This window comes from Paenibacillus sp. JNU01 (assembly GCF_059130585.1).
This window is the reverse complement of sequence record NZ_CP169723.1, coordinates 1,027,392-1,040,476: the sequence shown is the minus strand read 5'-3', so window position 1 is coordinate 1,040,476 and position 13,085 is coordinate 1,027,392. Positions and strand designations below refer to the sequence as shown.

The window sequence follows — 13,085 nt, the reverse complement described above, 5'->3', positions numbered from 1 at the left end:
ACCATTTCTGATCCACGGCGAAGGGAGCCCCAGGCATGAAAACAATGAAAGTAGGCATTATTGGCTGCGGTAAAATCAGCGGTATATATATGGAAAACTGTCACCGGTTCGAGGTGCTGGAACTTGTTGCTGTTGCGGATATTGATCGGAAACGTGCAGAGGAGCAGGCTGCAGCCTATAACGTGCCAAACGTATACAGCGTGGATGAAATCTTGGCTGATCCCGAGATTGAGCTGATCATCAACCTGACGATTCCTTCTGTTCATGCGGATGTATGCTTGCGGGCACTCGAATCAGGCAAACATGTCTATGTGGAGAAACCGCTCGCAGTTACCCGTGAGGAAGGTCAGGCTGTGCTCGAAACAGCGAAGCGTAAAGGACTGCTCGTGGGCTGCGCACCAGAGACGTTCTTTGGATCAGGCATCCAGACTTCACTTCAATTGGTGGAGGAAGGAGTGATCGGCAAGCCAGTGGCGGCGACGGCATTTATGATGAGCCGTGGTCATGAGCACTGGCACCCAGATCCGGAGTTTTATTATGCGTCAGGCGGTGGGCCAATGTTCGACATGGGTCCGTACTACCTCACGGCATTGGTTCAACTGATGGGGCCGATCAAGTCCATTGCGGGCATGACAGGTAAAGCCATGGAAGAACGCACGATTACGAGTGAGAAAAAAAGAGGTCAGGTGGTTCCCGTTGAAATTCCGACTCACGTTACGGGTCTGTTGCAGTTTGAGCAGGGTGCCATTGGCACGCTGATTACGAGCTTTGACGTATTTGGCGGAAGTGCACTGCCACCGATCGAGATATATGGCACGCACGGTACTTTGCAGGTACCTGATCCCAACACCTTCGGCGGTCCTGTTCGTTACCGCTTGCTGGGTGAACAGGAATGGACGGAAGTTCCGCTTCTACCAGGGTATCAGGAAAATACTCGCGGCATTGGTGTGGCAGATATGGCCTATGCAGCTCATAGCGGACGCGCACATCGGGCGAGCGGGGAACTGGCGTACCATGTTCTTGAGGCCATGTGGGCATTCCACGATTCATCCGACGAACAGACTTTCTACCAGATGAAAAGCTCGTGTCAGCGCCCGGCTGCATTGCCAGCGGATCTGCCATTGTATACATTGGATAAGTAAGATAGCCATTATTGTTTATGTCATAACGAATAGCCCCTTTTCCTGCAAATCAGGAAAGGGGCTATTTTTTATTAAATCCAAGAAATCTGGGGATAACTGGGATCGGAAGGTTGTTCTGTCATCGGAGTGTCCAGTGTAAATATTCTTTGGACAACTTATATAGTCATTTACGGCTCGAATCCAGCCTGACTGATCCAGATTTCATCCTCGGCAAAATAGTCTTTCATCCGCTCAACGACGATCTGATACGCATCTGGATGATACCAGTCCGCCATCCCCACTTGCTGGTAGAGCGACTCCATGCCGAGTCGCCGGGTGCGCTTGCCCTCACTGCCATCGCCCATGAAATAATCGTCAATGCATACACGCTGAACGAGAGGTCTCAAGATGGCTGCAAAATCCTCACTGCTGGGTAATACGGGAGCAATCGCAACCTGTGTGGGTATTCCGGCATCCCGCAACTGTTCCAATGCACGTAATCGGCCTGCAATCGGTGGAGCAGAAGGACTGAAATGTTTGCGCATATCGTCCAAATCCGTCTCGACAGTCATACTGACCCGAACCCGGTCTCCTAACTGTAGTAAGAGATCTATATCCCGGGTAACGAGGGGACTGCGGGTTTGGACCAATACAAAATCGGGCGGATACTGTACCATCGTTTCAAGTAATGAACGCGTGATACATTCCTTGTATTCGGCGGGTTGATACGGGTCTGTACTGGATGACATGAACAGCGTGACTTTGCCTTTCGCCAGGGCACGCTGCAATTCTTTGGCGAACACTCGGGAGGCCTCCTGTTTCACATCAACCCAGCTCCCCCAATCCTCTTTGCGAAATAGAGAGACTGGCATCTGTCTGACATAACAATAGGAACAACCGAAGGCACAGCCTGTGTAAGGATTCAACGTATGTGTATATCCATTAAGGAAACCTGTTCCTTTGTTCAGTAACGTTTTGGGTACTTTGTAAGAAAGGTTGGTTTTCATGAGTTGTCATACCTTTCGCGGTAATGTGCAGGTGTAAGACCTGTGTGTTTGCGAAATACAGTAATGAAATAAGCCGAGTTAGGTATACCGACCTGGCGTCCAATATCCGTGACGGTTAGTCTGGTATGTTCAAGCAACTTCCGGGCTTCGGTCACTCGTTTATCCTGAATATATTGAACCGGTGTGCGGCCTGTAATCCGCTTGAATACACGATGCAGATGATAAGGGCTGCCGTGACTCACGGTGGCAAGGACATCCAGGGTTAGCGGTTCGGCGTAATGATGTTCAATGTAATCGGTGATCCCATATATCCACTCCTGATCAGGTACCCGCTCCCCTGTAGGTTTGCAACGTTTGCAGGGCCTGAACTTTCGTGCCAACGCTTCTTCAACACGTTGAAATATCAGCACATTTTCAGCTTTGGGTGCTCTGGACTTACAGGAAGGGCGGCAGAAAATGCCTGTTGTCTGCACACCGTAAAAGAACGTTCCATCATAAGAATTATCGTTGTGGATGATGGCACGCCAGTATTTTTCATCTATCGATTTGGGCAGTATGCGATCTTGATCCGGACTTTCCATGGTGATCACCTCATCTCTAATTATACCCCTGATTCCAAGGGATTGACGAAGTTTCAGCTTAAAAAGCAAGATATCAATACCGGGATACCGTACCTTTCTTCAATCTGAATGAAATATGAGCTACAATATACAAGATGGTATAAAAGGTTATATAGGTTCAACTAAACTTTCTACACGAGAACGGAGAGGACGGAAATAACGTGAAGAAGCGAAGCGTTCGCCTTTATCCCCGGATTTTCCCTTTGAAGAAGGGAATTAAAAAAAATCTGGGGATAACAGCGATCGGAAGGTTATTCTGTCATCGGAGTGGTAAGTGTAGATACTTTAGTTGGATTCATATAGAACTCAAATGAAATTTATAGATGAAAGAGGTAGGTAGGCATGGTTCGTTTTGGCGTAGTGGGTACCAACTGGATTACAGAAAGGCTTCTGGAAGCCGCAGCACAGGTTGAGGGATTCAAATTAACCGCCGTGTATTCAAGAACTGAAGATAAGGCTAATGCATTTGCAGATAAATATAATGTTGAGCATCGCTTCACCGATCTGGAAGAGTTGGCGGCAAGTGATGTGATCGATGCAGTCTACATTGCAACACCGAATACGGTTCATGCAGAGCAGGCTGAACTTTTTCTGAGAAATGGCAAACATGTATTGTGCGAGAAACCTCTGGCTGCAAATAGCGCCGAAGTTCGGAGTATGATCGATACAGCACAAGAACATCAGGTTCTGCTTATGGAAGCGATGAAATCTACTCTTGTTCCCCAGTTCAAAATGGTGCAGGAAAACCTGCATAAAATCGGTCCTGTCCGCAAATACGTAGCAGGATACTCTCAGTATTCTTCGCGTTACGACAAGTACAAAGAAGGGATTGTCCTGAACGCGTTCAAGCCTGAACTCGCCAATGGTGCGTTAATGGATCTCGGTGTATATTGTCTCTATCCGTTGATTACATTGTTTGGTGCACCTAACCGTGTCCAGTCCCAAGCGATGATGCTGGAATCTGGCGTGGATGGACAAGGGAGTGTGCTTCTGGATTATAATGGGATGGATGCGGTCGTTACCTATTCCAAAATCTCCAACTCTCATGTACCAAGCGAAATCATGGGGGAACTGGGAAGCATCATCATTGACAAGATTGGTTCACCAGAACATGCAGAGATACGATACAATGACGGTACGGTGGAGCAACTCACAGTCGAACAAAACCATCCGGCGATGTATTATGAAGTGGAGGAGTTCGTGAATCTGGTTCAGGAAGGCCAGATGGAGTCCAGTATGAACACGTATGAACGCTCTTATGTTACGATGCAGGTCATGGATCAGATTCGGAAGCAGATTGGGCTTGTGTTCCCTAACGATTGATTCCAAAACAAGAAAGGTAGCTGAGACGAGATGAGCAGAGATGAGCAGAAGAACAGCAGAGAAGATAATCGTGCCAATGATTCTGGTAGTTTGGAATTGTCACAGATTGTCTTTATAGGAAGAACCTTCGAGGAATATATGAAAATGTTCAACTTAACGGTAGAGGAGATTACTGGCAAGTCGATTCTGGATTGTCCCGGCGGAGCATGTTCGTTCAGCAGTCAGGCGCGCAAGTTGGGTGCAGACCCCATAGCTGTAGATATTGCCTACGACTACGGGATCGACGAGCTTGAAGTAAAGGGATATCAGGATATTGAGCATACGATGAAACAGATGGAACCCGTGCAAAACATATATGTGTGGGATCAATTTGGATCAATCCAGGGGTTAAAGGAAGAGCGAACTCGTGCCATCACAGATTGCATCGCAGATATGAGAATGTTCCCTGACCGTTATGTGGCGTCTGCGCTCCCGGATCTTCCTTTTGCCGATGAACAATTCGATCTGACGTTATCCGCTCATTTCCTGTTTACGTATGCGGATCGATTGCATGTTGATTTTCATGTTGCAACCGTAATGGAGCTGCTGCGTGTGAGCAAACGAGAGGTTCGCATTTTCCCAACAGTGGATCTGTCTGGCGAACGTTACAAGCACATGGATGAATTAAAATTAATACTCGAACAGCGTGGATACGCCGTTTCCGAAGAACCAACGTCATATGAGTTTCAACGGAATGCTCACACCATGCTTCACATTGTTAAATAGAATTGAACAAGATAGGAGGTTTTTCGGATGAATAAAGTCCTTATACTTGGGGGTACACGCTTTTTTGGAAAACGTCTCGTGGATCACTTACTGTGGGAAGGGAAGTCGCAGATCACAGTCGCCACTCGTGGTAAAACGGATGTCGACTTCGGACCCGAAGTGAACCGGATCAAGATGGATCGTGAAGACCCGGAATCTCTGGCAGAGGTTGCGCAGACAGACATGTGGGATGTCGTGTACGACAATATCTGTTATACACCAGATGCGGCAAAATCGGCATGCGAGGCATTCGCTGGGCGAACCAAAAGATACGTTTTGACATCCACACTCTCGGTGTACGGTGATCCCAGACCTGGATTTAAGGAAACGGATTTTGACCCGTATACATATCCATTACAGTATGGGAGTGCGGAGGATTTTTCGTACGGAGAAGGTAAACGGCTTGCAGAGGCTGTCTTTTTTCAGGAAGCGGATTTCCCGGTCGTAGCGATGCGTATTCCAATTGTACTCGGGATTGATGATTATACGAGAAGACTCCATTTTCATATTGAACATGTGCAAAAAGGAAAACCGATTGGCATGCCAAATCCGGATGCAGAGATTGGATTCATTAATTCTACCGAAGCGGCAAGATTTCTTGCTTGGCTGGGACATTCTTCCATTACCGGTCCGGTGAATGCAGCTTCTAAGGGTGCAATTACGCTGTCAGCCATGATACATCTGATCGAGACGGTCACGGGCATGCAGTCCCAGATCCTCACGGAAACGGTGAAAGAAGATATGTCTCCCTTCGGCGTTGAGCAATCATGGACGATGGTGACGACCAAGGCAGAACAAGCTGGATATACGTTCGAACCTCTGATGGACTGGTTCCCGGGACTTGTTCGAGAAGTCGCTCTCGCATTACAGTCGGAGCGGTAGACATATCGCATTGGATAGAACTGAAATATCACGGAATGAACATAAAGAGGGTGCAACCAGAGCGTAATCTCTGGTGCACCCTCTTTATGTTGTACTTTTTTTCAGAATTTGAACGTGACTCAATCCAGATAGGAGGGAGAAATCACGTACACGATAACGATAACAGCAATGGGTAGGTTGTTCTGTCAGTGTGGCTCTCGTGGAGCAGAGGCAGAAGCCCTTATGCGCATTTCTGACGGTAAAATGATGGTTTGGGGCTCGGAAGGGGCTTTTCCCTCAATCCTGTCAATCAGCATCTGTACCCCCTGAAACCCAAAGTCATATGCCGGCTGTGCCGCTACGGTCAGAAATGGATCAAAGGCAGAAGCCAGATCCAGATCGTCGAAGCACACGACAGATATGTCTTCTGGTACACGTAGTCCACGTTTGCGCAAAAGTCGGATGACCCCAATCGCCAGCATGTTGTTGGCTGCAAAAATAGCGGTTGGTTGCTCCGGTTGTGAGAGTAGTCGATCCAGTCCCTCTTCATCGGTGAAATTCCGATACCCTGTTCGAAGCACAAGCTCGGGATCGATCTCAGCTCCGGCCTCACGTATACCCTCTATATAACCTTCCTCCCGCAGTCTGGCGGTAGAAACCTCGGAAGAGCCATTAACCAGAGCAATGCGCCGGTGCCCCAATTGCACCAGATAGCGGATTAGCTCAATTGCGCCTTCCCGGCTATCTCCAGCAATGATATCGGACGTAATGCCAGGGACGGTCCGGTCCAGAAAGACAAACGGAATGTGACGTTCCTGCAACTGTTTCAGATGAGGGAGAGAACGATCTCCAGCCGGGGCAAAGAGTACACCATCGACGCGAGTTGACAGAATCGCATCCATGTAGTCCTTTTCCTTATTGTAATCCTCATCACTGTTGCCAAATAAAAGACGGTACCCTCGAAGATGGGCTGCATCCTCAGCACCACGGGCGAGTGTTGTATAAAAAGGGTTGGTAATATCCGTAATAAGCAGCGAGAGCATCTGGGTTCGCTGAAGCACAAGGCTGCGCGCATTCGAGTTCGGGATGTAGCCAAGTTCGTCGATCACCTGCTGCACACGTTCACGTGTAGCGGAACTTATGCGGCCTGTATGGTTAATGACCTTGGAGACCGTCATGGCGGAGACGTTGGCTTTTTTAGCAATATCGTAAATGGTAATCATAAGAAATCTAACCTTTCCGCAACATAGTCTTACCATTCTATAGGATAATGCCAATTGACAGCAAGATAGGCTCATGCTATGTTAGGGTTACCGATAACCCTAAGGGTTCTGAACGTCACTACTACATAACCATTTTGTTAAATTCGCTCATGCACGTTCCATTTTCTAGAATAGAGGAACTACATATATAGCTGATTAATGAAATGGTTTATTGTATTTTTTCAAACTTGTAAACGCATTCAATATTCGAGAAAGCTCTTGATAATCTGTATATGCAGTTCTTGTGTGCCACCCGGGTATCGGTTGTAATACCGTCACTATCTCATGCCATTCAATACACATGGATCAGACAAAAGATTTCTCAATTCAACCCAAATTCTATGAAACGAATTGAAGGAGGACACTTTAGTATGACACATCAGGATTATCGTTATAAGCAGGCTTTCCCCAAGATTGGTATTCGTCCAACGATTGATGGAAGACGCAAAGGGGTCCGTGAGTCACTGGAAGAGCAGACGATGCGGATGGCGACATCCGTTGCCGAGCTGCTTGCAGCCGAACTGCGTTACCCGGACGGTTCCGCGGTGGAATGTGTTGTCGCTGAGACTTGTATTGGCGGTGTGGCCGAGGCGGCCGCAGCATCTGAACTGTTCAGTCGTTCCAATGTGGGCGTAACGATCACCGTGACACCATGCTGGTGTTATGGTACGGAAACCATGGATATGTCGCCATCCATCCCTACTGCCATCTGGGGTTTTAACGGGACTGAACGTCCGGGTGCAGTATATCTGGCAGCGGTACTCTCTGCCCACGCACAGAAGGGGATTCCGGCCTTTGGGATCTATGGAGAGGATGTGCAAGACGGCGGGGATACAACGATTCCTGATGATGTGCGTGAGAAATTGCTCCGGTTCAGCCGTGCGGGTCTTGCAGCCGCTACCTTGAAAGGGCAAGCGTATCTGTCCATTGGATCGGTATCCATGGGAATTGCGGGTTCGATTGTGAATGATTCATTTTTCCAGGAGTATTTGGGTATGCGCAATGAATACGTGGATATGAGCGAACTTACTCGCCGTATCGAAGAAGAAATCTACGACCCCGAGGAGTATAAGCTCGCGCTGGCATGGGTGAAGGAGAATTGTAGCGAAGGTCCGGATAACAACGCTGCCCATCTGCAAACGGATCGTAAACGCAAAGAGTACGAATGGGAAACGGTTGTGAAAATGACCCAAATCGTGCGTGACTTGATGGCGGGCAACCCGAGATTGGCAGAGCTTGGGTTTACAGAGGAATCGATGGGCCACCACGCGATTGTATCCGGCTTCCAGGGACAACGGCAGTGGACGGATCATTCTCCGAACGGAGATTTTCTGGAGTCGATATTAAACTCTTCCTTTGACTGGAATGGCAAGCGCGCGCCCTATCTGGTTGCAACAGAGAATGATAGCTTGAATGGTGTGTCCATGTTGTTTGGTTCACTGCTGACACATACAGCACAGATCTTCGCTGATGTGCGTACGTATTGGAGTCCGGATTCGGTACAGCGTGTGACGGGGCATCAGTTGGAAGGAAACGCGAAGGATGGCATTCTGCATCTGATTAACTCCGGTTCCGCAGCTTTGGATGGCACAGGACAACAGTCCAGAGAAGGGAAGCCTGTCCTTAAGCCTTTCTGGGAAATTACAGATGAGGAAGTTCAGGACTGTCTGAAAGCAACATCGTGGAGACCGGCATCCGTTGAATATTTCCGCGGAGGCGGTTATTCTGCGGATTTCCTGACCAAAGGTGGTATGCCCGTAACGATGACACGTCTCAATCTTGTCAAAGGACTGGGACCAGTGCTGCAGATCGCTCAGGGTTACACGGTCGATCTGCCTGAAGCCGTGCATGATACGCTGGATCAACGGACAGATCCAACCTGGCCATCCACCTGGTTTGCACCTGTTCTAACCGGGGCAGGAGCGTTTACTTCCGTATACGAGGTCATGAATCAGTGGGGTGCGAACCATGGCTCCATCTCGTATGGACACATCGGTGCTGATCTGATTACGCTCGCTTCCATGCTTCGCATTCCGGTAAATATGCATAATGTACCAGAATCGGAGATTTTCCGGCCACGTGCATGGGGATTATTCGGCACAAGTGAACCCGAGAGTGCAGACTACCGTGCTTGCAGTGTGTTTGGCCCGTTGTATCGTTAAAATAAAGTTCCATTCCTGTCAAACGCCATGTTCCTTGTGAAATGAAGGTACCATGGCGTTCTCTTGAAAGCTGTGTTCAGAACTTGAATACAGCTCATCGCGTAGCGTTAAGGAGGCTTGGTAGATTGGGCGATCAAGCAACACATGTGCTTGCTGCCGATTACGGTGCTGGTAGTGGACGTGTAGTCCGGGGTTCTTTTGATGGAAGCAAACTCTCGTTACAAGAAGTACATCGATTCAACAACGAACCCGTGCAGCTGGGGGGCGGATTGTATTGGGATTTCCTGCGACTTTTTCATGAATTAAAACATGGCATTGTGAAAGGGACGCAAGGTATCTCTCCATCGGTCCGTTCAATAGCAGTGGATACATGGGGGGTGGACTATGGATTGGTGGATGGTGCGGGAAGATTGTGCTCGAACCCACGTCACTATAGGGAAGCACGCAATGCACAGTGGATGGAAGAAGTTCTGCACATGGTGAAAGAAGAAGAACTGTATGCCATGTCCGGTGTCCTGCCGCAGCAGATCAACACCGTATTTCAACTGGTAGGGAGTGTACGAGAGCAGGCCGAAGGTTTGCGTCCGGATGTGCGGATGTTATTCATGCCTGATTTATTTCACTATTATCTATCCGGTCATCAGGCTTGTGAATATACGATTGCAAGTACCAGCGGGCTGTTGCATGCAGGTGAGGCGCGATGGAATAAGCACCTGTTCGGGCGTCTCGGTCTACCGGAAACATTATTTCCAAAACTCGTTCAGCCTGGTACCATACTGGGCAATTTAACACCTGAGTTGTACGCCGAATTACGGACTGGACCGATGCAGGTGGTCTCTGTGGGCTCACATGATACCGCATCTGCCTTGGCAGCCATCCCTGCGATGGATTCGAATTTCGCTTTTATCAGCTGTGGAACCTGGTCTCTTATGGGTGTGGAGCGTGATACACCTGTATTGGATGACCAAAGCCGTGCATTGGGATTCACCAATGAAGGCACCGTAAGTGGTAAAGTGCGTACCCTGAAAAATCGTTCAGGTCTGTGGCTGCTACAGGAATGCAAACGACAATGGGAACGGGAGAATCAACGTTTCACACATGAAGAACTGGTTCAGCTGGCTGCCTTGGCAACGCCGCATCAAAGTTACGTATCGCCGGGAGATAGCGTATATTTGGCGCCAGGGAATATGGCTGAGCGAATACGACAACAATGCAGCGCCAGCGGACAGACTGTACCTGAAACGACTGGAGCGGTTGTACGCTGCATTCTGGAAAGTCTTGCTCTGGAATTCAGACAGACGCTGGATGAACTGCAGTTGATTACAGGTACAAGACCTGGTGTCATTCATATGGTTGGTGGCGGTGTGCACAATCGACTATTGTGTCAGTTTACAGCCAATGCAGCCGGTGTACCGGTGGTGGCAGGCCCCGCAGAGGCGACTTCAGCCGGGAATTGCATGCTGCAATTCCTTGCTCATGGAGAAGTGAGTAGCTTGGCCGATGTTCGGGAGGTCATGGCTGCTTCCTTTTCCCCCGAAACCTATGAACCTGAGGATACAGAGGTGTGGCAAGAAGCTTATGAAAACTACCAAAGTCTGAATCACATCAAAAGGTAATGAACAGATTCAAAGTAATGAGCATAAACGCAAAATGCTAAAAAAGAAAAGTTCGAGGAGTGGTGAGGAACATGTCTGAACAGCAAATAAGGGAAGAGCTGACGAAATATGCCCGCAGAGCAGTTGCCCAAGGACTGGTCGTAGGCCCAGGTGGTAATCTGAGCGCCCGTTCGGAGGGGACGATGTTGTTGTCTCCGAGTGGTTACGCGCTTGAAGATCTGGAGCCTGAAGAATGGATTGCAATTGATATCGAGACAGGGGAGACTCGTGCCGGAGCAACACGCCCTTCCTCTGAAGTCTTGATGCATCTGTACAGCTATCGTGTGAATCCGGATATTCAAGCCATTGTACATACACATCCGGCATATACAATCGCACTCAGTCTCGTTTTCAATGAATTGCCACACTTGTTTCCGGATCAGTCCGCATTGGTGGGTGATATCGGATTCGTGCCTTACGTTCTGCCAACGACCAAACTTCTCGCGGATGCAGTCTCAGCAAAGGTAGAGGAACATACGGCACTCATTCTAGTCAATCACGGATTGGTCACAACGGGTAAAAACCTCCGTGAAGCCTATTACCGCACCCAGGTCGTGGAAGAAAGTGCGAAGGTGTATATGATCGCCAAGGCAGCGGGGGAACCCAAAGTGCTTACTGCCGAAGAATACAAGGAAATTCAATCCCTTGAGAGTGAAGCATACCGTGTGCAGTTGCTGCAACAACTCAAGTCCTGAGACCTTATTTGTTCCTTCGTGAGTGTGTTCATGATTCAAAATATTACTTCCATGAGGGCAGTTTGCATCCTCCAGCTAAACGTTGGACTAAAGGATGTAAAATGCTCTTTTTTATTGTTGAATTAGAAAGCATCGAAGGTTGGATTCGTGGCTATCAGCACAAATCCGAACAATGCGTTGTAGTTGGTTTTCTACTGCCTTGGTTCAGGCGTAAGCGGAACAGAACGCGGACTGTTATGCAGCTATCTGAATGGATAGGCACAGGCTACATAAAGCAACTTTTTCCGACAGCTATTGCATATGCTGAAATACCGAGTATAATACTTGGTAAATAGACGAAAAGGGGATGCAATAAACGATGAAAACACATGCTGAATTGAACTCACTTCTTGTTGACGATTATCTGGATCTCCTGAACATTGCGAAACAGCTAGGTGATGACGAATGGAAAGATGCCATTCTGCAAGCATTGAAGGAAGAAGTCGATGCGAATCATCATCTGGATTCAACAGAGGTAAGACAGGATCTATGGAACCAATTTGAAGGCATTAATGAACAGATGCATGAGCTGTTAATGCAACTGAAGCATGCGGACAATCCGGAAGAGAAAGAGCAGATTATCGAGATGATATGGGGATTGAAAGTGGACCGTCATGCGATTACACGTAAACTTGAAACGATGAGCCGTGCCAGCGCTGGACGTCAATAAGCTCCAGGTTGATTATACATTGAAAACCCGCGTGTTTCCTGGGAATATCCCTAGGTCGCACGCGGGTTTTGTTTTTGGTTTAGTTTTGTTTAATACACTTTAAGTGAGTGTTCAAAAAGTTCGGTTTTCAGTACCGAGAAGATGGGATGAAACTACCTCTCTAAAACTGTTTTGCGAAAGTGCGCGCCTGTTCAATGGCTTGTTGCTTGATCTCATCTGCACGATCTTTATATTGATTATGTCCCTCTACAAAGATGCCATCAAGGTTCGGCACACCGAGGAATGACATGATAATGCTTAGATAACGATGACCGGATTCCATCTGAGCCGCTGGGCCTTCGGAATAAATGCCACCGCGTGCTTGAATATGCAGCGCTTTTTTGTCAGACAACAGTCCAACAGGACCTTGTTCTGTATACCGGAATGTTTTGCCGGCCACACAGATAGAGTCCACATATGCCTTCAGAATGGGAGGAAATGAGAAGTTCCACATCGGGGTTACAAAAACATATTTATCTGCTGAGGCAAATTGATCCGACAGTTCATTCAAACGGCTTACTTTCGCCTGCTCTTTCGAAGTCAGGTCACTGCCCGATTGCAGTTTGCCCCAGCCACTGAAGACATCCGCATCGATATGCGGAATATCCGAGCGGTACAGATCGAGGTGAACAACCTCATCGGAAGGGTGACTTTCACGATACGCATCAATAAATGCTTTGCCCGTAGCCATGCTGAAGGAGGTTTCATGATCATGAGGATGGGCAGTAATATACAATAAGGTAGACATGCAGTTCTTCCTCTCTGTGCGATTAATGGTTGAACCAATCTTGGCAATAATGAAGCGACCGCAGTAGTATGCATCGTTT

The 13,085-nt window shown here is 48.1% G+C and carries 12 protein-coding genes; 8 read left to right on the top strand and 4 right to left on the bottom strand.

What is annotated here, in order from left to right; all coding sequences use genetic code 11:
• Positions 1-35 precede the first annotated feature (35 nt).
• The gene (locus NLBNIHML_RS04225; RefSeq protein WP_339255710.1) at positions 36-1,142 is read left to right on the top strand and encodes a Gfo/Idh/MocA family protein; all 1,107 of its coding nucleotides are present in this window, start codon (positions 36-38) and stop codon (positions 1,140-1,142) included.
• Positions 1,143-1,309: 167 nt separating this feature from the next.
• On the opposite strand, the gene NLBNIHML_RS04220 is transcribed toward NLBNIHML_RS04225, so the two are convergent.
• On the bottom strand, positions 1,310-2,128 hold the full coding sequence (locus tag NLBNIHML_RS04220) for an SPL family radical SAM protein (RefSeq protein WP_339234271.1): 819 nt from the start codon (positions 2,126-2,128) through the stop codon (positions 1,310-1,312).
• Positions 2,125-2,709 (bottom strand): bifunctional transcriptional activator/DNA repair enzyme AdaA, encoded by a 585-nt coding sequence (locus NLBNIHML_RS04215; protein ID WP_339255707.1) that lies wholly within the window; start codon positions 2,707-2,709, stop codon positions 2,125-2,127. The genes NLBNIHML_RS04220 and NLBNIHML_RS04215 overlap by 4 nt, the downstream gene beginning before the upstream one ends.
• A gap of 381 nt (positions 2,710-3,090) precedes the next feature.
• Here NLBNIHML_RS04215 and NLBNIHML_RS04210 point away from each other — a divergent pair, with 381 nt between their 5' ends.
• The 3 genes from NLBNIHML_RS04210 to NLBNIHML_RS04200 are packed head-to-tail and all read left to right on the top strand — an operon-like array spanning position 3,091 to position 5,757.
• Positions 3,091-4,071, top strand: a complete 981-nt coding sequence (locus NLBNIHML_RS04210; RefSeq protein ID WP_494353838.1) for a Gfo/Idh/MocA family protein — start codon at positions 3,091-3,093, stop codon at positions 4,069-4,071.
• 30 nt (positions 4,072-4,101) lie between these two features.
• A complete protein-coding gene (locus NLBNIHML_RS04205) occupies positions 4,102-4,836 on the top strand; it encodes an SAM-dependent methyltransferase (protein WP_339255703.1) in 735 nt (244 codons plus the stop codon).
• 27 nt (positions 4,837-4,863) lie between these two features.
• Positions 4,864-5,757, top strand: a complete 894-nt coding sequence (locus tag NLBNIHML_RS04200) for an NAD-dependent epimerase/dehydratase family protein (protein WP_339234262.1) — start codon at positions 4,864-4,866, stop codon at positions 5,755-5,757.
• A gap of 185 nt (positions 5,758-5,942) precedes the next feature.
• Here NLBNIHML_RS04200 and NLBNIHML_RS04195 read toward each other — a convergent pair whose 3' ends face one another.
• A complete protein-coding gene (locus NLBNIHML_RS04195) occupies positions 5,943-6,959 on the bottom strand; it encodes a LacI family DNA-binding transcriptional regulator (protein WP_339255701.1) in 1,017 nt (338 codons plus the stop codon).
• Between the two features lie 410 nt (positions 6,960-7,369).
• Here NLBNIHML_RS04195 and NLBNIHML_RS04190 point away from each other — a divergent pair, with 410 nt between their 5' ends.
• From NLBNIHML_RS04190 to NLBNIHML_RS04175, 4 genes are all read left to right on the top strand, one after another.
• Positions 7,370-9,160: an L-fucose isomerase gene (locus NLBNIHML_RS04190; protein WP_339255699.1), complete on the top strand. Its 1,791-nt coding sequence runs from the start codon at positions 7,370-7,372 to the stop codon at positions 9,158-9,160.
• 125 nt (positions 9,161-9,285) lie between these two features.
• Complete coding sequence (locus NLBNIHML_RS04185; protein WP_339255697.1) at positions 9,286-10,776, top strand: rhamnulokinase; 1,491 nt, start codon at positions 9,286-9,288, stop codon at positions 10,774-10,776.
• 71 nt (positions 10,777-10,847) lie between these two features.
• Positions 10,848-11,510 (top strand): class II aldolase/adducin family protein, encoded by a 663-nt coding sequence (locus tag NLBNIHML_RS04180; protein ID WP_339255695.1) that lies wholly within the window; start codon positions 10,848-10,850, stop codon positions 11,508-11,510.
• Between the two features lie 358 nt (positions 11,511-11,868).
• The gene (locus NLBNIHML_RS04175; protein ID WP_339255693.1) at positions 11,869-12,219 is read left to right on the top strand and encodes a hypothetical protein; all 351 of its coding nucleotides are present in this window, start codon (positions 11,869-11,871) and stop codon (positions 12,217-12,219) included.
• Between the two features lie 160 nt (positions 12,220-12,379).
• On the opposite strand, the gene NLBNIHML_RS04170 is transcribed toward NLBNIHML_RS04175, so the two are convergent.
• A complete protein-coding gene (locus NLBNIHML_RS04170; RefSeq protein ID WP_339255692.1) occupies positions 12,380-13,006 on the bottom strand; it encodes an FMN-dependent NADH-azoreductase in 627 nt (208 codons plus the stop codon).
• Positions 13,007-13,085: the final 79 nt, after the last annotated feature.